This window comes from Leptolyngbya sp. 'hensonii', assembly GCF_001939115.1.
Classification (GTDB): domain Bacteria; phylum Cyanobacteriota; class Cyanobacteriia.
The window spans coordinates 21,527-41,080 of sequence record NZ_MQTZ01000061.1 but is presented as its reverse complement, the minus strand read 5'-3'; the positions used below and the strand labels follow the sequence as shown (position 1 = coordinate 41,080).

The window sequence follows — 19,554 nt, the reverse complement described above, 5'->3', positions numbered from 1 at the left end:
GCTTTCACCTCCAGAATTTGTGCCTGCTTCTCACTCAAGCGCAGTCGTCCGATGATACTATCGAGCCTGCGCTTTCGTCCACTCGTGGTGCCGCTGCTTGTTGCAATAAAAAATCCCCGATCTCTGGACCGACGTGTTCCAGCAGATGCCCTCTCACTGCTGCCTCAATCCCTGCCAATGTTTTCACTTGCTCCGGGTCGGTTTCCTCGTATAGCAAGGCGGCAAGGGCACGGGCGTGGGCTTGAATTTGGGCTTTTTTCTCAGGGTCCATAAGCGTGGTTGACCAAAGCAGGAATGCTCAAAGTTTAGCGCGCTCTTTCAAACACAGCTCTAAGCACTTATACTCATCGCAAAAGTGGGATGCACTCGAAATTCTCTATCAGGTAATTTAAATTCTTCAAGTTTTTTCTCAATTACTTCTTTATGCTCCTTTGCAAGAGGAAGGGCTTCTATCAGTTGGTCTATATTGACTTTATCTTGTCTTATGGCACTATCAAACGCTAATGAAACAGCTTGATTTTCTTCAGGACTTAATTGGGAACGGAGATCGTTCATCGCAGCTATTCCTCCTCGATAAAGTCGCTTAGTTCGCTCCTTGTCATCAAGGGTTAACTCAACCTCTAAAAAATCTCGTGTAAAAAACTGAGCAGCTTGTTTTTTTTGTATTTGTCGATCAAGAAGCATCATGTCATAATCTTCACATCTTGGCTTCAAAGATTGAATAAAAGCACATTTCTGTAACTTCTCCTGAGTTGTGGGCATAACATCATTTTCGATTTCAAAACTAACATACTGCTGATTTTTCTCATCTATTTCTATCTTTTGCCGGAAGACATCAGAAGGATCTATTTTCATCAAGGCAATGAATCTTTGACTTGGATAATTTTCTGCTTGATAAGTACACATGGCTAAATTACCAGAGGCGATACGCCTATCCTTATCAAGGATTTCCTTCAATTTTATTGCTAATTTCTTCGATCCAGTTACAAGATCTAGTCCATCATGAAGTACTGCTTGACAGGTGCTTGGTACAACTCCCCCATCAGTGAGAGTTTTAAACCGAGCTGCTGTTGTGGCTGAGTCATTTAGAGAATTTTCAATGTGACGATTGAAATACTCGTTTAATCTAATAGTTAAATCTCCTCCTTGGTCTAATGGGATGCAACGTTCAGATAGAACAAAACCATTAGGTTGCCTAGGATTGACAATGTGTACTATGAGCTGATCAATCTGTATTCCAGTTGAATTACGCATAAAATTTGCCCAAGAGATGCGTTGATTACTAAAAACCTTGCCCTATAAATTTCTCAGTAGCACATAAAACTTTAGGCTGTTTCAAACTAGAAGGGATCAGTAACAGGCTAAAAGTATCAGCATTGGGACGCATAACTATTAGTAGACGGAATTTTTCCGCCTAAGATCCCAATTCGGGGTGTATAGGCAGAATGATTCGGCATAACACCCAAAATTTGCTACTTATGCCGATTGTTTCTGCATAAGATCCCAAATTGGGCGGATAGGCAGAATGATTCGGCATAACACCTTATTTTTACTACTTATGGAGATTATTTCAGCATAATACGCCATTTAAGCTGATTCGCGAGAATCKTTCCGCATAATTTCAGGTTCCTTACGGAGGCGAGCAGATGGACTATTGRATACRCAGTACATCTACTTRTCTCTATGCAGTCACCTCCTAAGAAATTGCTGGATCAGGTGCGGGATGCCATTCGGCTCAAGCACTACGCCTACCGCACWGAAGMAACCTATGTGCAGTGGATTCGCCGTTACATCCTGTTTCACAATAAGCGCCATCCCAGGGAGATGGGTAAAGCTGAAATTGAAGCTTTTCTCACCCATCTAGCCGTCGAGGGGCAAGTCGCCGCTTCGACCCAGAATCAAGCTCTCAGTGCCCTGCTGTTTCTCTATCGCGAAGTGCTCAATCTAGAAATATCGGGCATTGATGCTGTTCGAGCAAAACGACCTCAGTATGTGCCCACGGTGTTGACAAAACAGGAGGCGATCGCTGTAATCCAACAGTGTGACGGTACTTATCAGTTGGTTGTGAAGCTGCTTTACGGGAGTGGTCTTCGCTTAATCGAAGGATTGCGCTTACGAGTTAAGGATGTTGAYTTTGCTCAACAGCAAATTGTTGTCAGAGACGSTAAAGGCAGCAAGAGCCGTGTGACAATGCTGCCATCGACTGTGGCAGCAGAATTGAAAGATCATCTAGTGGGTGTCCAACGACAGCACCAACGAGACTTGAGTCGAGGATTCGGATCTGTGAATCTGCCCTTTGCGTTGGAGCGTAAATATCCAAATGCTAACCGGGAATGGATTGGGCAGTATATATTTCCATCTGGTTCAATGACCAAAGATCCTCGCAGCGGGCTAATGTGCCGACATCATTTACATGAAAGTGGAGTACAAAAAGCAGTTAAACAAGCAGCAAAGACTGTGAAGCTCACCAAGCGGATTGGCTGCCATACCTTTCGTCACAGTTTTGCCACTCATTTGTTAGAAAGCGGCTACGACATCCGCACGATTCAAGAACTGCTTGGACACAAAGATGTAAAAACAACGATGATTTATACCCATGTGCTGAATCGCGGTGGTCGGGGAGTCCGGAGTCCTCTGGATTGAGCTGCATGGCCCGTTGCGATCGCATGGGCTGCCCCTGCAATTCAATCGCAAAGTCAACCATCCGAATGCGTTCTGTGGACAATGCTTCAAGTATAGGAAACATTCACATCTGCAAGCGGTGCATTTGAGTATGCTCTATGGACAGTGCTTTAAGCATAGGGAACATTCGAATATACACTTGATGCAATCAAAAGCGATCGCTGTCCTCTCCTTCTGCAGAGCCTGCAATTAACACCGGATACCGCTGCACACTTAATGCAGAGCCATACAATAGAGTATTGAGCTAGTGTTCCGTCAGGAAATTTTTGACGGGTCGAAGACCCGCAAAATTTAACCCCAATCAACAACCTGAATTTTGGCTGCCCGTCAATCATTGATTGACTTACCACTAGGCACTGAAAGTTGGATAATTCAGTTTAACGGTGACCCGCGATCGGCTGGGCGCTGACCATCCGGATGTGGCCACCAGTCTCAACAATCTGGCGGGATTGTATCGGTCGCAGGGGCGCTACGCTGAAGCCGAATCCCTCTATCTTCAGGCCATTATGGTGTTTCACCAGCGCCTGGGGGCAGACCATCCCTATACCAAGGGGACCTTTAATAGATTCGTCAATCTGCTGCAGCAGGTGCTGGAGCATGGGCAGGCCGATCGACTTTCTGGACATCCCTACACCCAGGATTTGTTACGGCAAATCAGAGCCAACGCCACCGAGCCGTAGATGGGAATCCGCTTCTCCCCTCTGGGGAGGGGTGGCCCGCAGGGCCGGGGTGGGGCTTGGCGTACCCAGGCAGAGCCTGGGCACGAGGGAGGGCAGAGCCTGGGCACGAGGGAGCCTGGGCACGAGRGATCCCACAGTCGCTCTATACCTAGACGTAGAAAACTCTGGGGAGGGGTGGCCCGCAGGGCCGGGGTGGGTCTAGGAACGGGAGCAGGAGCGTTGAACCTACCCCTCCCAGGAGGGGATTATGTGTACAGAGTAGCTCTATACCCAGGCGCAGAAGAGGTCAATCTTAAGGGTGAATTCCTGAGAGAATAACAACGACGATCGATGGACTCAGAACTGCCCGATGACCTCCAGGCCCAAGATTATTGTGCTCGATGATGACCCGACCGGCTCCCAGACGGTTCACAGTTGCCTGCTCCTGACTCGCTGGGATGAAGCCACCCTGCGGATTGGGCTCAGGGATGATTCCCCGATCTTCTTTGTGCTGACCAACACCAGAGCCCTGACACCGGAACAGGCCGCTGTTGTGACTCAGGAGGTTTGCCACAACCTGAAAGTCACGATCGCCGCTGAGGGTATCCAGGATTTTCTGGTGGTGAGTCGATCGGACTCCACCTTGCGGGGCCATTATCCGATCGAAACCGATGTCATCGCCCAGGAACTCGGTTCCTTTGATGCCCACTTTCTCGTGCCCGCTTTCTTTGAAGGGGGACGAATCACTCGCGATAGCGTGCATTACCTGATCATCAATGGGGTGCCCACCCCTGTCCATGAAACGGAATTTGCCCGTGATTCGGTTTTTGCCTATCATCACAGCTATTTGCCCGATTACGTGGCTGAAAAAACCCAGGGGAGAATTCCGGCGGATCAGGTGGAACGGTTTCTGTTAACCGATATTCGGGCTGGCAGTCTGGAGCGATTGCTACAGCTTCAGGGGAATCGCTGTGGGGTGGTGGATGGAGAAACTCAGGCCGATTTGAATCGTTTTGCCCAGGATATTCTGACGGCAGCCTCCCAGGGTAAACGCTTTCTCTTCCGCAGTGCGGCCAGTATTCTGACGGCTCTGGCTGCCCTGCCCCCCCAGCCCGTCGCTGCCGAGGCCATGGCCCGGTACGTCCGGGGAGGAAAGCCGGGAGCGGTACTGGTGGGATCCCATGTGAGGAAGACGACGGAACAACTGGAACAGCTTCTGCAGGAGCCGGGAACAGTGGGGGTGACGGTGGAAGTGTCACAATTGCTGACAGGGGACGATCGGCGCTCCCAGCTTTTGGCCGAAATTCTGGACCAAGTCCACACTGTTCATCAAGCCGGAAATACCCCGGTCATCTACACCAGTCGTGAGGAGTTACAGTTTGATGACAGTCAAACTCGCCTAAATTTTGGGATTTCGGTGTCGGCTCTGTTGATGGATGTGGTACAGGGGTTGCCATCGGAGATTGGGTTTCTGATCAGTAAGGGGGGGATCACCTCGAATGATGTGCTGAGTACGGGGCTTAATCTGCCGACCGTGCGGCTGTTGGGGCAGATTCTGGCCGGGTGTTCGGTCGTGCGGACACCTGGGGATCATCCCCAGTTCCCTGATTTGCCGGTGGTGCTGTTTCCTGGAAATGTGGGCGATCGAGATGCCCTGGCGACCATTTATCGACGATTGAGGTGAGGGAGATAGAAGGCAGGCTTAAGATAGGGATGTCCAGATCGTTGCTCTGCCATGTCTGAACCCGAACCTTTACCTCAACCGATCGTCAATCCATGGACACTCAAACCCTGGTGGTGCCAGCCCTGGTCTATCCTCCTGACGGGGATAGGGCTGATCGTCGGGAGCTGGTTCCTCCTGAAAATCCTTTGGGTCACAATCCTGGTGGCGATTCCACTGCTGGCCTGGATGGGCTTCTTCCTCCTCCTCTGGCCAAATCTGGTGATGCAGAGTCTGATAGATCAGGAGTTTGAAGCACCAAAGCAGTGAATTCACCACAGAGGCAGGGAGATGGGGAGGAGATTTGCTGTAGCGAGGTTTATGCTCTGGATTGGGCAAGAACCGCTATAGTGTATTTCTGAATCTGCCAGGTATCTTTCATGACCTCCGATAACTCTATATCTCTCTCAGCAGATAGTCCTGCAGAATCTTCGGAAATTGGGCTGGAGCAACAAATCCGCTTTAAGAGTGAAGATGGCCAACTCCTACTGCTGTTGCCTCCGGAGGTAGATGCTCCGGAAGCTACCGCTAATCCTGTTTGGAATGATATCTGGCTTCAGATTAACCAGCGGTTGAATGCGGGTGAAAAGTTCTGGCAGCCGGAAACGATAGTTCATCTCATCGCACATAACCGGCTCCTCGATGCCCGTCAATTACAGGAGATTCATGACGCTTTAGCCGAAGCCCAACTGCGGCTGAAGCGGGTTTCTACCAGTCGCCGCCAGACTGCGGTTGCGGCAGCAACAGCCGGATATTCTGTGGAACAGCAGTCTTCGGGCAATCACCTGAGTCAGTCTGCCAGTGAAGTGGGTCAGGCCCTGGCTGATCCCCTTTACCTGCAGACCACGGTTCGATCGGGCGTGGAGATCCGCCATCCCGGTTCTGTGATTGTGGTCGGTGATACCAATCCGGGGAGTTCGATCGTCGCCGAGGGGGATATTCTCGTCTGGGGACGGTTGCGGGGAGTGGCCCACGCAGGCGCAAAGGGGAATAGTCGGTGCCTGATTATGGCCCTGCAGATGGAACCCACCCAGATCCGCATTGCCGGGTTTGTGGCCCGTCCTCCAGAGCCACCGACAGAGATTTTCCCGGAAGTGGCCTATGTCGCTACCGATGGCATCCGCCTGACCAAAGCGGCCAGTTTTTCACGGAATCTTCTGACTTTGCAGCCCAAGCGCTAATGGTGACTACTTTGGTCGGGAGAAAAGGACCGATCGGCCTGTAAATGTTTCAGGGCGGCTCTTACCAGGGTTATTATTTTCTATGCGCAATTTCCCATCCTGGGTGATTTCAAAAATCGTCTCCACTTTGCCCCGGTTACCCAGGTCAATGGTTAAGTGAGCGGGTTTTTGGTTCAGGTCTGTGGTGTAAGTTCCGTCGCCAGACTCCTCGCCGACTTTGATCTGGATCGTGTTGGAGGAAGTAAAGGTCATGGAGACAGGCCGGTTCGATGAATCTGATCCGGTCCATTCTCCTAACAATTGGTTTTGTGGCGTCTGTTGACAGCTTACCGTCAGGGTTGCGCCGATAATCAGGGTAATGATCGGGAGGCCAAGAGGTTTTAAGAACATGGGAGAGCTCTCCATAGAGAAAATCTGGGCTAGAGGTTATGACAAATGGGAGACCTTGTGCATAATAGATTGGTTTATTAATGATCGATGCAAATCAGGGCTCTCCGATCGCCAATCTCCCCAAATTCCGCTACTTTAAGTTAAAGTCAACACCAATCCATTTAGATATTCCTTAATCTCACTCACCCATGGCTCGCTTCATTGTTATTACCTCCGGTAAAGGCGGGGTCGGCAAGACCACCTGCACAGCAAATCTGGGCATGGCTCTGGCAAAACGGGGCCGCAAAGTGGCCGTTGTGGATGCTGATTTTGGTTTGAGAAACCTGGACCTGCTCCTCGGACTGGAGAATCGCATTGTCTACACGGCTGTTGAAGTCCTGGCTGGAGAATGTCGCTTAGAACAAGCCCTGGTCAAAGACAAACGTCAGAATAATCTGGTTTTGTTGCCTGCAGCCCAAAACCGCACCAAAGATGCGGTCACTCCCGAACAGATGAAGAAACTGGTCAATGCCCTGGCCCAGGTTTATGAATTTGTCCTGATTGACAGTCCGGCTGGCATTGAAATGGGGTTTCAGAATGCGATCGCCGGGGCAAGGGAAGCCCTGATTGTGACTACCCCAGAGATCTCGGCGGTGCGGGATGCCGATCGGGTGGTCGGTTTGTTGGAGGCCCACAATATCAAGCGCATCAACCTGATTGTGAACCGGATTCGACCCGCCATGGTCAAAGCCAACGATATGATGTCAGTTGAGGATGTGCAGGAAATTCTGGCCATTCCCATCCTTGGTATCATTCCTGACGATGAACGGGTGATTGTCTCAACCAACCGGGGCGAACCCCTGGTACTGTCAGAAACCCTTTCCCCTGCCGGAGTCGCCTACGACAATATTGCTCGCCGCCTTCTGGGTGAAACGGTAGAGTTCATGGATTTAAATGGCAATAACGGAAATATTCTGTCTCGGATTCGCAAATTACTCTCCACCAAAATTGTCTAACCACAATCCTCTTTCTTTCCGCCCTATTCGGACTGTTCATGCTCCATGATTATTGAATTGCTAGAGAGACTGTTTCCCCGCTGGAGTCATGATTCCAGCCGTGAGGATGTGAAGCGTCGCCTGAAGCTGGTGCTGGCTAACGATCGCACGGAAATGAATCCTGCGATTGTGGCTCAGATGCAGGCGGAAATTCTAGAACTGGTCTCTCGCTATGTAGAAGTGGACACAGAGCGCCTGGAGTTTTCTCTGGAAAATCGGCAACGGGCGACCACAATCATTGCCAACCTGCCAATTCGGCGAATTAAACCGGAACCAGAACCCCAAAATGAAGTAGAGCTAGACCCTCTGAATGCGATCCAACTGGATTTGAGATTGACCGAAGCAGAGTTAGATGGGGAACCTCTTAATCTCCAATTCAGCGAAAACTCACCTGAAGGCTCTATTTCTGAGGAAATAGAACAATAAAACTTGTCTATCTCCGGAGCAGAGAACCGATCAGGCGAATTGTTCTATAGCAATGAGTAATACCATGCTTGGGAGTCCAGGGGATGCCACAAATCTACTACCTGCCCGACGAACGATTGGTTGAGGTGGATGAGTCGGAGGTGATCCTGGAAGCATCCCTGCGATCTGATATTCCCCACACCCATGTTTGTGGGGGCAATGCCCGCTGTTCTACCTGTCGTGTCCTGATTGTAGATGGGCTGGAATATTGCACCCCCCGCAATCCTCTGGAGGAGGCTCTTACAGAGAAATTACACTTATCGCCCACCATTCGTCTGGCCTGCCAGACTCAGCTTCAGGGCAGTGGGAAAGTTACCCTGCGACGATTAGCCCTGGATGTTGAAGATATTGAATTGCTCTGCGACCAAGTGGACGATCGCAATGGTCTGGGCATGATCGGGGAGGAGAAGGAAATTGCGATCCTGTTCGCTGATATTCGAGGGTTCACCTCCTTTTCAGAAACCGTCACCCCCTACGATGTGATTTACCTGCTGAATCGCTACTTCCAGCGCATGGGAGAGGTGATTCAACGCTACGACGGCATGATCAATAACTACATGGGCGACGGCATGATGGTGCTGTTTGGAGTTGAGAATTCCGATCGTATCGCCGAACGGGCTGTTAGAACGGGCGTAGAAATGCTGGAAGCCCTGGAGAAGCTAAATCCCTATCTGGAAACCCTCTACCACCGTCGCCTGAAAATTGGGATTGGGATTCACTATGGCCCTGCGGTCGTTGGTTCGATCGGGGCCTTCAGGAAAAAGGTGGTGACGGCGATCGGAGATGCGGTCAACTTCGCCAGTCGAATTGAATCCGCGAACAAACAGGTTGGCACTTCTCTGCTGATCTCAGAAGCCATGTATGAGCAGGTGAAAGACCTGGTGATTGTGAATCAGGCCGTCCAGGTTCAGGTTCCTGGCAAAACCGGTGAGTATCGTCTGTACGAAATTATCGATGTCACGGAAACTCCCTGCCAGGAACAGTTCTCGTCGAGTACGAAGGAATCTGTTGCTGAAAAAGGCTGGATGGCCCGATTAAACCACTTCTGGCAACGACTTTTGCAATTCATCAGGGGATTGATCCAACCCCATCATTCAGCCTGAAACTGCTTCAGGTACCACTTTATTTTTTGCAGTAGAGATAAATCTCCGAATTCGGATCTCGATTGCGGTTGAAATTGCCAAACACAAATTGTTGATAGCGTTCTGGCTGAAACCAGGATTTCGATCGCCGCAGGAAAGCTGGATGCAACAGGGGAAAGATCGTAATACAACCGATACGCTGCTTATCTGATAACTTTTCCAGAGAGCGAAAGTTATACCATTGCCTCAGTCTTTCCATGTAGGCGGCCTGAGGAGCGGTGTAGGTACTGAAATAAAGATTGGGACGATCGAGGGCATCGGTCAGAAAGCGCTTAAAGGAAAGGTTCCACTCCAGATAGTTTCTGGGGTTGGTCACCAGGAGAATCGGGTCCGTGGGGGTGGTGCGAGTTTGAATCGTGGACAAAAGCGCTGTCGTTGATTTCCCCTCCAGGGCATACCGCACGGAAGCCTGACCCACAGTCCCCAGACGCAGGCACAGGCTGAGACCCATCAAAACCAGAAGCAGTAGGCGCAGGGAAGGATAATGCTGTTTGAGCCAGCGATACAGGTAGAGGCTGACCAGAACCGGAGCCAGAACCCCTGGCAGGAGATACCGCTGGGTCAATTCCCCACTGTAGAGGATGGCCTGGGGCAATACCCAGAGGATATAAAACCCAACGATCGTGATATGCCATGGCGTGACGTTGCCTGCAACGTCATGGCGGTGAAATCGGGCCAATACCGGATCCACGATCGGGCCAACAATCGGAATCATGGCCATCCCCTTCAGAACGATGATTAACAATCCCAGCAACAGAATCCATCCCGGACCTCGCTGGTGCAGACTCCCCAGGGCAGCCAACAACATCCCCAGAGGGGGAGAGGTGCCGGAGGGTTCTCGCCCCAGAGCCGTATAGATGAACAGAATTTCCAGGCCAAAACATTCGAGTAGCATCAGGGCCGTCAGCAGATTTCTCTGCAGGGATTGGAGCCAGGAATATCCCCCCAACCGCATTGTCAGCCCAACTTTGAGCATAATTAGGGCTGGGATGACCACGATAAAGCTCTCCTTCGTTAGGGACAGGAGCAGGGTGAACCCGAAAAAGGCCATTTCAGCCCAGAGTCTATAGCGGTTGGCAGCAGCCAACGCCAACGCCAGGAGGGATAGCCCTAGAAAAGCCATGGCCTGGGTTTCCGCCGGACCGAGCTGCCACCAGATGGCTGACTGCGAACCCAGGGTTGTCAGGGCGACAAACAGCATTGCTTCCCCCCAGGTGAACTGCAGCAGACGGGCAAAGAGAAACAGGCAATAAGCGGTCAAAACGCCAAGCAGGCCCTTATAGGTGGACCAGAACCAGAAATTTAGTCCCAGGACTTTGGTTTCAATGATGCGGCCAATGAAATAAACTGGCCTGAATCGACTCTGACCGTAATCAGCCTGTAGCCATTGACTGACCATCTCCCAGAAGGGAGTTTTTTGAACCGTCAGACTGTAATGAATGGCCGCTATTTCGTGGTCATCCATGAAGTGATAGCCAGAAAATAAAGCCCCGCTGCTGGTCAATACAACTGCCCAAAACAGACCAATGAGCAGAAAAGCCGTCCAATTAGGATGACGCTGGAGCATGGGCCTACCGATCGGGCTCCCAGAGGGGCAGATACCGGGCTCCGGCCTGATCGATCGCCGCCGTGTTTTCTTGAGCCAGGGGAATGCGGGCCTGGACAAAGGGAATCAGCCCATACCACTGGGCTTCACTAAACCGGCTGATCAGAGAAATCTCTGGTTCATCCCCTGCAGCTTCTAACTCCTCTTCCATCAACAACTGCATGGTAATGCTTGAAATTGCCATATCTGCCTCTTCGACGCTGATCGCATTGCTGCTATCCACCAGCAGGGTAATGCGATGCCGATCAGGATGGCGCAGCACTCCTGCGATACCCACAGCCAGATCTGCTGCCAATTCCTCTTCTGGAGCCCGCCAATCGGGAAACAGAATCAGGTTGAGCTCTCGCAGTTTCAAGGATTCCCGCAACTGTCCCCGCAACATTTCAGCAAACAGAGGACCGAGACGGGCAGCATAATCCAGGCTATCGAGAAATGCTGGTACTGCCTGCATCTGCTGCTCCACCTCTGCCCGTAGCTGTTGCCGTAGGGCTGTATCCTGGCCCAGGACGATCGCCCGCTCAATGTACTCCGCTTCACTGGTGGCCACCAGGTCGGGCAGACCCAGCACCTCAATCAGGGCTGCTCCCATGGCTCCCCGCAGGGCATTCCCTTTGCGGGTTAAGGTCGGCAGGCCCACCTCCAGAGGCTCCATCAGAGAGGTGGTACCGGCGAAGGGATAGGAGTCCAGATAAATATCTGCCAGACGAAAGAATGCTTTTACCCCTTCCCGATCGGGCACCGGTTGGGGGTCGAGAATCTGCAGGCGATCGGCAGTGACCCCGTACTCTTCGAAGAGGGCTGCGACATGACCCATGAACATCTGTTTGGGATAGGCATCAGACCAGTTTGGCCCAAAGGGGAGCAGCATCAACAGAGCGTTGGGCACAGATGCCAGAATTTGAGCCCAGCTATGCAGCAATTCTGGGACCAGCTTAAAGAAATTTGCGCTAGAGACAAAAACGACGACATCGTCAGCAATTCCCAGAGACGATCGGTCCACCTGCGGTACAGGTTTATAGGGAATACCACTGGGATAGCTGAAACAGTGAGCTGATCCCGCCAACTTCACCAGCTTTTCCCGATAGTGTTCCTGGGCTGTGATCAGGGGATCGGTCAACTGACCAGACAGGTAATAGTCCATGTGCCGCATCCCAGTCGTGACGATCGAGGCAATACTCGTAACCTGGACCCTGGCCAGGCGATACAGCGCCAGCAGGCAGAGAGAATTCGTCACAGCAGTGATATTACCCGCAATGAAAAGGATATCCAGATCATCTGCTCGAATGAAGCGAACCTGATCCTCCAGTTTTTCCGGCAGAGTTTTGAGATTCCCAACACAACTCCAGCAATATTGTTCCAGGGGATGGTTGGTAATGCGGAGGGTATAGAGAATGACTTCAAATTCCCGGCTCAGGCATTCATATAAGGGCAGGGCTGCAAAGGTCTCAGCCGCAGGGGTATAGTGGGTGGCCAGAATTCCCAATCGGATTTTTTTGTAGTAAGTGGGACCACCAAAGTCGTAGTCCAGCGGTTGATGGTAGAGCTGGCCCAGGCAAAAAGCCATGATATCAGCCCGCTGACTGTAAACCTGCTTCAAGTTCAGTTCATTGAAATAGAGGGGGATGAAACTTGCCATCTGGCTGAACTGCTGCAAAACCTCATGCCAGAAGGGGGAATCGGGCTCTCGCTGCATGGACTCATACAGATAATTGACCCAATTTTGGAAATATTGGCCAAACCGTTCTGCCTCCCCCACTTCCCGAAAAAAGACCTGATCGTGGAAAAGGAATTTCAGATAGTCTGGCAGGAACCAGTCTGGAATCGGTGTCAGATCACAGGGCAGGGGAAGTTGATCGGCCCGTTGATAGAGCATGGCAGCCAGAAGTGCAGGCAGAGTGGAGCGGGTCAGCCCCGATTCGAGTCGGGCAACCAGCGCATCCAGCAACATTTGTTCAGTCGTCGTCAGCCCTTCGTGGCGCAATCCACTGTGGAGAAGGGTGCGGTGGAGATCGCCCAATTCTCCCCTATATTGTCCTTCCAGTTCTTCGGGAGACAGGGCCAGCCAGCGATCGACCACATCCTGTCGCATCTGCCCCAGATTGGCCAAGGCTTCATCAAACGCCCATCCCTTCTGATACTGGGTCAGACTGAATTTCAGGTGCGACAGTGCCCGTTCTGAGGGAGCCAGCGATCGCCGCCGCAGATATCCGCAGGGATTCATCGTCAGATAGAACTTCTCACAGTCTCGATCGATGTAAAACTCTGAGTTCTCTTTCAAGAAAGCCTGGATGGCCTCCATTGGACCGGGACCATGTTCCAGATAGACGGGATGGCCGTTCACATTGCTATCTTCCACGATGATGTAGCTGCCCACCGTGACAAACCGGCTATACAGGCGCAGCTCATCCAGAACATGTCTGGCACTGTGATCGGAGTCCAGAACAATCAGAATTGGCTGCTTCCCGGCCACCTGCTCCTGAACCCGCTCAAAGATCTCAGATGAAATCGAGGAACCAAGCCAGTAGGAGATGCGGGGATGCTCAGGACGGTTGGGCTTGGCTTCAATATCAATGCTGACAATCTCTCCCTGGCCCAGCAAATCACACATCTGGGCAAAGAACAGGGCACTGCCACCAAACAGGGTGCCGCACTCAATAATCAGCTCTGGTTTGAGCTTAAACAGAATCTCCTGGTAAATCCACAAGTCCAGGGGACATTTGTAAAGGGCCTGTCCCATCCAGTAGGTTTTCTGCCAGGTTGCGCCCCGTTGCTGAGCAGAGGTGTAATAGAGTTGGTGGAACCAATTGACCACATCCTGTTCCTGCAAATTGATCGGCAGGGAATGCTGGATCAGGCTAGCTGCTTGTAGCCGAATCGGATGTTTGTGGGTCACAATCATGCGCTGCTCTACTTCAGGCAGTCGGATTGCAGTGAAGCTGCCACTATAGGCCTGGTTTGTAACTAGAGATAGGGCATATTCGTGGACCAGGCGATAGTCCTGAGCCTTTTTCACGAAAAATTGTCGGATCAGGTGTTCCCCATAACCGATGACCACTTCACAGCGGCAGAGGTAAGCCAGGGAAATACAGCAGGAAGACCCAAAGGTTATCGCCTTCCGAATGGGCAGATACTCCGTGAAGAGCTCGATCGGAACCGCTCTAAAATTCTGCAGTACCTCCGAAGTCCGATCGCCCGCCGCCAGAGCCTCGATCAGGTACTGGGCCTGTTCATAGGGCTGCCTCGGATGCTGCTTAATCAGAAGCGTATCTCCAGGCTGGGTACAGCTACTCAGGCAGGAGAGATAACACTGAACTTCCTCTTCCAGGGTTGGGATATATTGCGCCAGAAATTCATAGGACGTGAGCACAAGGGTGATAGATTGGCCCAACTGTTCCACTAGAGACTCACAATAGGCTTGTAGCCCTTCAACTTGTCGAGCACTATCTGCCACCACCGACTTGAAAATTTCTGGGGGCACCAGACGAATGGGGCAGAGATCAAAACAGGTGCCGTCGTCAACGGGAGCAATCAGGTGGGCCTCATCGATCGCCACAAATCCGGTTGCGTTCAAAGGCTTGGTGCTATAAAAAGCAAGGCTGTTTAGATCGAGCCAGCCTAGGCCATCGCCATAGCAAATTTTATGCGCCTCTGAATAGGCAACCAGAAACAATTCATTGATAAATTGCCAGTTTCGACAGGTATAGACCACATCAGCTGAGGCAATCCCCAAAAAATCTTTGATTTGGGCCGTTGCGGCCTGGAAATCCTCTCCATCCCGATAATAGGTCAGCTCAAAATCATGCAGCGTGGTGATCGCCTTAAAGCGCCAGATGCTAGCAATTTGCAGGCAGACCTTTGTGAATTGCTCATCCCGTCGGTATCCTCCCATGACCAGATGATCTTCACAATTCTGGTACTCTCCCGCTTGGGCCTGAGACCGCAAAACAGAGAGGACATTGAGCAATTGCAGCGGACCCTGGACAACGATGATTCTGACAGTAGGCATAAGGTTTTGGGTTGTTGGCGGGATACAAGAGAAGAGAAGGAACTGAGGCTATCTTACCCAGAAGCCAGGGGCTTTTTCAGATCACGCGATGGCGGCCCAGCACAAAAGCTTCCGCTGCAGAAACCCCGATCGTGGCTCCCCGCCACTGGGCCAGAGCCTGGATTGCCTCCAGAGATCGGGCATGGGGCCAGGGCCGCATCTCCGAGGTGTAGGCAGCCAGGGCCTGTAGTTTCAGGTCCAGGGTAGCCGAGATATCCACATACCAGTTGGGGATAAAGGCTGGTGCTGAACCGGGAGGTTGCCATTCCGTGCTGGAGGCCACTTCAAAGAACAGCAGGGTGCTGACCAGACTGCCGGGTAGGGGGCGAAATGCCGTGACTACGGCATCATGAATGCAGCGATGGTCGATGTTCACATCCCCGCTGTGGTGGGTGTAGACGATGGTGGGTGCATATTGTTGGGCCACCTGTTCGATCACCTTGACCACATCCAGGCGATCGCAACTATCCATGCGGTTGTCTGGGAAGTCGTGCAGGCTTACAGACGTGGCTCCCAGAATCCCAGCAGCCCGATGGGCCGCAGTGGCCAGGGCCGAGAGTTCAGACTGTCGTTGGCTGCGATCGCGCAGCAAATCCCTGCTGGTGGCTCCCTCTGCCAGGATGAGGAGATGGACCGTGTCACCAGCCAGGGCATGGCGGGCGATCGTGCCACCGCAGCCCAGCACCTCATCATCGGGATGGGCCGCTACCACCAGAACCGTTTGAGGTTGAGTCGTCATAGGGCTTTTTTCGCCACCAGGTTCCAGGTGGCGAGGCTAAAGCCATCCTGGGGGATCTCCCGCTGCAGCAGCTTGTGCTCCAGGATGGTGATCTCAAACTGGTGAAACAGGTTTAGCAGGTGGGGTTTGTCTGAGAAGTGAACCCGGCCTGTATGGGCAAAGGGGCCTTCGGTGTAATGAGTGCGGGTATAGGGATCTTCAGTGGGTTCCCCCCGCTGATACTCGGCTGCCTGGGTTGAGTACCAGTCAATGCCGATGAAAGCCCCCCCCGGTTTCAGTTTTGCGTAAACCTGCCCCAGACTTTGCTGAATCGCAGTTGTGGTATTGAAGGTGAGGGCGCTACGATCGACCACCAGATCAAAGGTTCCGTCAAAAGGAAGGTCCAGGGTGAAGTCTCCCGCTACAATCCGGGAGTGCAGGTCGGGATAGGTGGTTTGGAGTTGTTCGACAATGTGGGGACTGCCTTCGATCGCGTAGTACTGCACCCCCAATTTGTTGAAGAAAGGGATATTGGCCCCTGCGCCACAGCCCAATTCCAGCACCCGAAAGTCTGAACTTTGGGGGCGGGCGTAGCGCATCACATAACTGACCAGATCGGACCAGGGCCAGATACTGAGGTGGGTATTAGCACGATAACGCTGGTCCCAATCTTGAGAAAAATTCATAGGGGTTGTCCTGTAATGATCGAAAAGTCCTGTGAATTCATCCACAAATCTACAATGCCCATGTAAGGCAAAAAATTGCCGTAAAGTTGGGGATAGGACGGATGGCGGTAGTCCTGAAATTCAATCGAAATCCCAGCAGCCTGGAAGCGATCGACCTCCAGATAATCTTGCCCCAGGGTGCCTGAAATATACCGATCAGCCTGGAATTGGCTGCACAAATCAAAGATCAGGTCAGACTTCTTACTGGCGATTGGGAGGGCACTGGACCGAACCAGTTGAGGACTTACCCCCAGTTCCTGCAACCAGAAGGATAAATGTTCAAAGCAGAGATCGGCAAGCAAATCAATTTTCTGCTGATATAAACACTCCAGTTTGGGATAACAGATCTCAAAGTAAGGAGCCTTGCGATAGTTGAGATAAATTGACTTCAGATGCTTCTCACGCCAGTTTTGTGAAGAATCAATCTCGGTTTCCAGCATCGTGGAGCTGATGTGACCTTTGGTTTTGACAGGAATGGTCAGCCATACTGGTCCCTGGGGTGTTTTGATCCGATTCCGGTTGATGAAGCTATTTTTTTCGTATTGCACTGTATCCAGAAAAATAAACAGATCACTTCTGAGCAACTTATCAAAATATCCCAGCCAGGGCAGGTAAGCTGGTTGATGGGCTGAAAGAATCATGGGGTAGCATCCATAAATGTCAGCAAGGAATTCAGGATTAGATCCATTTCTGCATCCTGGAGGGAGGGATAGAGAGGGAGGGAAACCGTTTCCTGGGTGAGGGCTCGGGCCACCGGAAAATGGGCCGGATCACCCAGCAGTTCCCAGGTTTCGATCGGAATGATGGCTTTGACCGATGCGGCAGCCAGGGCGTCGATCAGGGCTGAGGGGCGGGTGGTTTGGACGATCGCGCGGAACCGGACGGGATTCAGGGGGCTATCCAGAAGGGGAAGTCCAGCCTGTTGATACCGGTGAAATAATTCGGCCCGGCGCGTCAAAAATTGGGGCAGACGGCGAAGTTGCACCCGGCCAATAGCAGCCTGTAGATCCGTCATTTGAAAATTGAACCGCTGCCGATCGTCCTGTCGGCAATCAAATTCTCGATAATCCCGAATCGCGTCGATTAAACTCCGATCTCTGGAAACAACCATGCCTCCCTGCCCCCCTGATGTGATGAGCTTGGTGGCATAGAAGGAGAAAATCCCAATGTGGCCCTGCAAGCCTGCTGGGACCTGGTGGATCACTGCCCCTAGAGCCTGGGCACAGTCTTCAATTACTGTCACACCCTGCAAATGGGTCAGATCTAGGGGCAGACCATACATGTGAGGCACGATCGCAACGGTAGCCTCTGTTTGGGCCAGTTGCTCCAGGGCCAGGTTTGGCGTTCCGGGCGTGATATCGACCTGGACCTCTTCGCCGCCAGCCATGGCGATCGCATGGCGGATGGATGAGCAGGTATAGACCGGGAAGGCCACTTTTTTACCCCGCCCCTGCAAAGCCCAGAGCGCCAGGAACAGAGCCGCTGTGCCACTGGTCAGTGCCACAGCATGATGCTCCGGTAACCCCAGGAACCTGCACAACTCGGCCTCGAAAGCCTGCACCTCCTGACCCTGGGCCAACCACCCGGAACGAATCACCCGGATGACCGCCGCTTCTTCTTCTGGCCCCAGGGTGGGCCTGTTATGGGGAATCATGATCGTCCTGGACCTGGGGAATTTTGCTCAGGTAGTATCCCGGTTTGACCTGCATGGGATTCCCCACAATCAGGGAATAGGGTGGAATGGTCACCCCATCCACGATCGTTCCAGCAGCAACAACTGAATGATGGCCAATGTGCGCCCCACCCTTAATGACGCTGTGGGAGCCAATGAACACATGGGCTTCAATCGTGATGTCCTTCCGGTCTACCTGATTGGACAAGCCGATGCATTGCTTATGGGAATCCGCACAGTTAATCGACACAAAAGAGGCGATATCACAGTTATCCCCAATCACAACCCTGGCCCCTGTGGCGTTCACTTCAGACAAGCCACCGATATACACGTTTTCGCCAATTTCCGGCTCTCCATTAATCCAGACTAGGGGATGGAAGCGGTTCTGTTTGAAGTGGGTTAATTGGCTAAATAGCGTCTGTAATTCTTCCAGATCCATTAGTGAAAGTCTCCCAGTTGCAAAGCGTGCCCCTGTGGCATCTCCCGCACGGCTGTTAAGCCCAACACCTGTTCCAGGAAGGCCGGGGGCAACCCATTGCCCGGTCGGCGCAGGCCAATGTTGTCCGGTCCCAGGGACTCACCCGACTGAATTGGGCGCAGTGCCACAACACTGCGGCGGGCCAGGGTGCGCATCTCCTGTTCGGCTGTCGTGGGCCGTACTATGCTGCTGCCCAGCATCCGATGGGCAGTTTGAATCGCCGTCGTCCACTCTTGCAGCCCGATCGAATCTTCTGAAAACCAGTGATCTGGTCCTGGGAGGTCATGGTCCAGGGTGAAGTGCTTCTCGAAGAAGGACGCCCCCAAAGCCACCGCCAGAGAGGAAGCCAGGGGACCCTGGGTATGATCAGAAAAACCGAGGACCAGATCCGGAAACGCCGCCGCCAGGGTGCGGAGCTTCAGCAGATTCACATCCGCCGGAGGCGTCGGATACTGGGAGGTACAGAGCAGCAGAATCGTCGGGTACCCATCCAGAGCACCGATCGCCGCCAGAGCCTGATGGACTTCGGAGAGATCCGCCATGCCACAGGAGACGATCAGGGGCAGGCCAGTGGTAGCGTAGTCCTGCAACAGGGGCAGGTTCGTAAAGTCATCGGAGCCCACTTTGATGGCGGAGATACCCAGGTCGAGGAGAAGATTCAGGTCCGATCGATTTTGGGGGGTGGACAGGAACAGAATTCCGGTTTCGTCGCAGTAGCGTTTAATCGTGGCCCATTCTGCAGCCGAAAATTCGTACCGTTTGAACATCTCCAGCATGGACTCGGTCACCTCCCGGCCCTGGGACTGGTAGGTATAGGTCTGCTGGGGATCGCCGACAAACTCCTCAGCCTTAAACGTCTGAAATTTAATGGCGCTGACACCGGCAGCCTTTGCAACCCGAACCATTTTACAGGCAGTTGCCAGATCGCCATTGTGGTTAATCCCCGCTTCAGCCACGATAAATGGAGGATGGCCCAGTCCAATCTCATGGTGAGCAATTTTAACTAGCCGCATAGCTGCTGCATCCTGGATTTGAGT

At 52.3% G+C, this 19,554-nt stretch carries 18 protein-coding genes and 1 pseudogene; 8 read left to right on the top strand and 11 right to left on the bottom strand.

Translation table 11 applies throughout. The features are described from left to right. Window positions 1-271, bottom strand: a pseudogene (locus BST81_RS25275) (ISKra4 family transposase); the annotation flags it as partial. Window positions 272-330: 59 nt separating this feature from the next. Continuing rightward, a complete protein-coding gene (locus BST81_RS25270; RefSeq protein ID WP_075601285.1) occupies window positions 331-1,254 on the bottom strand; it encodes a nucleoid-associated protein in 924 nt (307 codons plus the stop codon). 429 nt (window positions 1,255-1,683) lie between these two features. Between BST81_RS25270 and BST81_RS25265 the strand changes: the two genes are divergently transcribed. From BST81_RS25265 to minC, 5 genes are all read left to right on the top strand, one after another. After that, window positions 1,684-2,643, top strand: a complete 960-nt coding sequence (locus BST81_RS25265) for an integron integrase (RefSeq protein WP_075601284.1) — start codon at window positions 1,684-1,686, stop codon at window positions 2,641-2,643. 422 nt (window positions 2,644-3,065) lie between these two features. Further along, window positions 3,066-3,362, top strand: coding sequence for a tetratricopeptide repeat protein (locus BST81_RS25260; RefSeq protein ID WP_075601283.1), 297 nt, complete (start codon window positions 3,066-3,068; stop codon window positions 3,360-3,362). A gap of 349 nt (window positions 3,363-3,711) precedes the next feature. Continuing rightward, the gene (locus tag BST81_RS25250) at window positions 3,712-5,025 is read left to right on the top strand and encodes a four-carbon acid sugar kinase family protein (protein WP_075601281.1); all 1,314 of its coding nucleotides are present in this window, start codon (window positions 3,712-3,714) and stop codon (window positions 5,023-5,025) included. Window positions 5,026-5,076: 51 nt separating this feature from the next. Beyond that, window positions 5,077-5,331: a DUF6737 family protein gene (locus tag BST81_RS25245; RefSeq protein ID WP_075601280.1), complete on the top strand. Its 255-nt coding sequence runs from the start codon at window positions 5,077-5,079 to the stop codon at window positions 5,329-5,331. Between the two features lie 110 nt (window positions 5,332-5,441). Then, window positions 5,442-6,242, top strand: coding sequence for a septum site-determining protein MinC (gene minC / locus BST81_RS25240; protein ID WP_075601279.1), 801 nt, complete (start codon window positions 5,442-5,444; stop codon window positions 6,240-6,242). Window positions 6,243-6,248: 6 nt separating this feature from the next. On the opposite strand, the gene BST81_RS25235 is transcribed toward minC, so the two are convergent. Then, window positions 6,249-6,632 carry a hypothetical protein gene (locus BST81_RS25235; RefSeq protein WP_075601278.1) on the bottom strand — a complete coding sequence of 128 codons (384 nt, stop codon included), beginning with the start codon at window positions 6,630-6,632 and terminating at the stop codon, window positions 6,249-6,251. A gap of 188 nt (window positions 6,633-6,820) precedes the next feature. Here BST81_RS25235 and minD point away from each other — a divergent pair, with 188 nt between their 5' ends. From minD to BST81_RS25220, 3 genes are all read left to right on the top strand, one after another. Next, the gene (gene minD, locus BST81_RS25230; protein WP_075601277.1) at window positions 6,821-7,627 is read left to right on the top strand and encodes a septum site-determining protein MinD; all 807 of its coding nucleotides are present in this window, start codon (window positions 6,821-6,823) and stop codon (window positions 7,625-7,627) included. Between the two features lie 45 nt (window positions 7,628-7,672). Continuing rightward, entirely contained in the window at window positions 7,673-8,092 is a 420-nt protein-coding gene (minE, locus tag BST81_RS25225) for a cell division topological specificity factor MinE (protein WP_075601276.1), read from the top strand. An 83-nt stretch (window positions 8,093-8,175) separates the two neighbouring features. Next, window positions 8,176-9,234, top strand: a complete 1,059-nt coding sequence (locus BST81_RS25220) for an adenylate/guanylate cyclase domain-containing protein (protein WP_075601275.1) — start codon at window positions 8,176-8,178, stop codon at window positions 9,232-9,234. A gap of 19 nt (window positions 9,235-9,253) precedes the next feature. Here BST81_RS25220 and BST81_RS25215 read toward each other — a convergent pair whose 3' ends face one another. From BST81_RS25215 to BST81_RS25180, 8 genes are all read right to left on the bottom strand, one after another. After that, the gene (locus BST81_RS25215; protein ID WP_075601274.1) at window positions 9,254-10,840 is read right to left on the bottom strand and encodes a hypothetical protein; all 1,587 of its coding nucleotides are present in this window, start codon (window positions 10,838-10,840) and stop codon (window positions 9,254-9,256) included. A gap of 4 nt (window positions 10,841-10,844) precedes the next feature. Continuing rightward, the gene (locus tag BST81_RS28280; RefSeq protein WP_075601273.1) at window positions 10,845-14,885 is read right to left on the bottom strand and encodes a CmcI family methyltransferase; all 4,041 of its coding nucleotides are present in this window, start codon (window positions 14,883-14,885) and stop codon (window positions 10,845-10,847) included. 76 nt (window positions 14,886-14,961) lie between these two features. Next, on the bottom strand, window positions 14,962-15,663 hold the full coding sequence (locus BST81_RS25205) for a PIG-L deacetylase family protein (RefSeq protein ID WP_075601272.1): 702 nt from the start codon (window positions 15,661-15,663) through the stop codon (window positions 14,962-14,964). Then, window positions 15,660-16,328, bottom strand: a complete 669-nt coding sequence (locus tag BST81_RS25200) for a class I SAM-dependent methyltransferase (RefSeq protein ID WP_075601271.1) — start codon at window positions 16,326-16,328, stop codon at window positions 15,660-15,662. The genes BST81_RS25205 and BST81_RS25200 overlap by 4 nt, the downstream gene beginning before the upstream one ends. Next, the gene (locus BST81_RS25195) at window positions 16,325-17,008 is read right to left on the bottom strand and encodes a WbqC family protein (protein ID WP_075601270.1); all 684 of its coding nucleotides are present in this window, start codon (window positions 17,006-17,008) and stop codon (window positions 16,325-16,327) included. Before BST81_RS25195 ends, BST81_RS25200 begins: the two co-directional genes overlap by 4 nt. Then, window positions 17,005-18,021 (bottom strand): DegT/DnrJ/EryC1/StrS family aminotransferase, encoded by a 1,017-nt coding sequence (locus tag BST81_RS25190; protein WP_075601269.1) that lies wholly within the window; start codon window positions 18,019-18,021, stop codon window positions 17,005-17,007. The genes BST81_RS25195 and BST81_RS25190 overlap by 4 nt, the downstream gene beginning before the upstream one ends. Further along, a complete protein-coding gene (locus BST81_RS25185; protein WP_075601268.1) occupies window positions 18,008-18,478 on the bottom strand; it encodes an acyltransferase in 471 nt (156 codons plus the stop codon). Before BST81_RS25185 ends, BST81_RS25190 begins: the two co-directional genes overlap by 14 nt. Further along, a complete protein-coding gene (locus BST81_RS25180; RefSeq protein ID WP_075601267.1) occupies window positions 18,478-19,530 on the bottom strand; it encodes an N-acetylneuraminate synthase family protein in 1,053 nt (350 codons plus the stop codon). Before BST81_RS25180 ends, BST81_RS25185 begins: the two co-directional genes overlap by 1 nt. Window positions 19,531-19,554: the final 24 nt, after the last annotated feature.

Coding starts and splice junctions, on each gene's coding strand:
- BST81_RS25270 (WP_075601285.1), bottom strand. CDS start 1,254: ATGCGTAATTCAACTGGAATACAGATTGATCAGCTCATAGTACACATT.
- BST81_RS25250 (WP_075601281.1), top strand. CDS start 3,712: ATGACCTCCAGGCCCAAGATTATTGTGCTCGATGATGACCCGACCGGC.
- BST81_RS25245 (WP_075601280.1), top strand. CDS start 5,077: ATGTCTGAACCCGAACCTTTACCTCAACCGATCGTCAATCCATGGACA.
- minC (WP_075601279.1), top strand. CDS start 5,442: ATGACCTCCGATAACTCTATATCTCTCTCAGCAGATAGTCCTGCAGAA.
- BST81_RS25235 (WP_075601278.1), bottom strand. CDS start 6,632: ATGTTCTTAAAACCTCTTGGCCTCCCGATCATTACCCTGATTATCGGC.
- minD (WP_075601277.1), top strand. CDS start 6,821: ATGGCTCGCTTCATTGTTATTACCTCCGGTAAAGGCGGGGTCGGCAAG.
- minE (WP_075601276.1), top strand. CDS start 7,673: ATGATTATTGAATTGCTAGAGAGACTGTTTCCCCGCTGGAGTCATGAT.
- BST81_RS25220 (WP_075601275.1), top strand. CDS start 8,176: ATGCCACAAATCTACTACCTGCCCGACGAACGATTGGTTGAGGTGGAT.
- BST81_RS25215 (WP_075601274.1), bottom strand. CDS start 10,840: ATGCTCCAGCGTCATCCTAATTGGACGGCTTTTCTGCTCATTGGTCTG.
- BST81_RS28280 (WP_075601273.1), bottom strand. CDS start 14,885: ATGCCTACTGTCAGAATCATCGTTGTCCAGGGTCCGCTGCAATTGCTC.
- BST81_RS25205 (WP_075601272.1), bottom strand. CDS start 15,663: ATGACGACTCAACCTCAAACGGTTCTGGTGGTAGCGGCCCATCCCGAT.
- BST81_RS25200 (WP_075601271.1), bottom strand. CDS start 16,328: ATGAATTTTTCTCAAGATTGGGACCAGCGTTATCGTGCTAATACCCAC.
- BST81_RS25195 (WP_075601270.1), bottom strand. CDS start 17,008: ATGATTCTTTCAGCCCATCAACCAGCTTACCTGCCCTGGCTGGGATAT.
- BST81_RS25190 (WP_075601269.1), bottom strand. CDS start 18,021: ATGATTCCCCATAACAGGCCCACCCTGGGGCCAGAAGAAGAAGCGGCG.
- BST81_RS25185 (WP_075601268.1), bottom strand. CDS start 18,478: ATGGATCTGGAAGAATTACAGACGCTATTTAGCCAATTAACCCACTTC.
- BST81_RS25180 (WP_075601267.1), bottom strand. CDS start 19,530: ATGCGGCTAGTTAAAATTGCTCACCATGAGATTGGACTGGGCCATCCT.